This is a genomic window from Thioclava sp. UBA3469 (assembly GCF_002378135.1).
Lineage (GTDB): Bacteria > Pseudomonadota > Alphaproteobacteria > Rhodobacterales > Rhodobacteraceae > Thioclava > Thioclava sediminum.
Map to the genome: position 1 here is coordinate 41,009 of NZ_DFRG01000058.1, position 896 is coordinate 41,904.

Sequence of the window (896 nt, forward strand, 5' to 3'; positions counted from 1 at the left end):
GGCGGGATGGGTGAAATGGGCGTCGATCAGCGTGGCCCCGCCCGTGAGCACCGCCACCGCCGCCATGCGCAGCCAAAGCTGCTGGACGAAATGCGGGTTCGGCCGCGGCGGCATCGGCGCGCGACGGGCGGGCGTGAAGAGCCAGTTCACCGCCGTCACCGAGATGACGCCCAGAAGGGTGCAGGCGACCCGGTCGAGCGCGAGCGGTATCGCATCCGCCCCCATCCCCAGCGCGGGCATCACCACCACGCCGATCGTGATCGCCATCAGCGTGAAGCCATAGGCCCAATGCGTCCCGATCCGGTAGGCGATGCCGACGCCGATGGCTGCGGTCAGTGCCACGGTCAGCGCGATTCCCGGCACGGGCAGCCAAGTCAGAGCGGCGATCCCGATACTGGCGCCGACCAAGGTGCCTGCGACCCGCAGCACCGCGCGCAGCGCCATGTCTTCGCGATGGGGTTGGATCACGACCCAGACGGGCATGGCCGCCCAATAGATATTGGTCAGGCCCAGTAACCGGGCGGCAGTCAGGGCAAGCGTCGCGGCGAGAAACAGCCGGGCGGCATAGGCGAGGGTGGAACTGGTCAAAGCGGGAACCTGAAATCGGTGGATCGCCGCGACATTAGCTTGTGCGCGGGCGGTAAAAAACCGCCCGGCGCGCATGTCCGCCCTGCGTCAGGTCACAGAACTCAGGCGTCGATCGCCGCTTTGAAGGCCGTGCGATAGAGGTTCGACAGCTCCTCCAGCGGGGCGCTGTCCGAACCGAAGCCGACCGTGTCGCCGCCGAAGCGACCCACGGTGTAAAGCGGCACCTCGGCCTTGCGGGCGGCGACCATCAGCGCCTCCGCCTGGTCGAAGGAGCAGGCCACGAGGTAGCGGCCCTGATCCTCGCCGAA

The 896-nt window shown here is 68.2% G+C and carries 2 protein-coding genes; both read right to left on the reverse strand.

From position 1 onward, the window contains the following. Window positions 1-588 (reverse strand): FUSC family protein (locus tag B3D39_RS04880; RefSeq protein ID WP_286789424.1); only part of this gene is annotated, 588 nt, incomplete at its 3' end. A 101-nt stretch (window positions 589-689) separates the two neighbouring features. Beyond that, window positions 690-896, reverse strand: a 207-nt coding sequence (locus tag B3D39_RS04885; RefSeq protein ID WP_286789425.1) for a hypothetical protein, incomplete at its 5' end; no start/stop codon positions are given.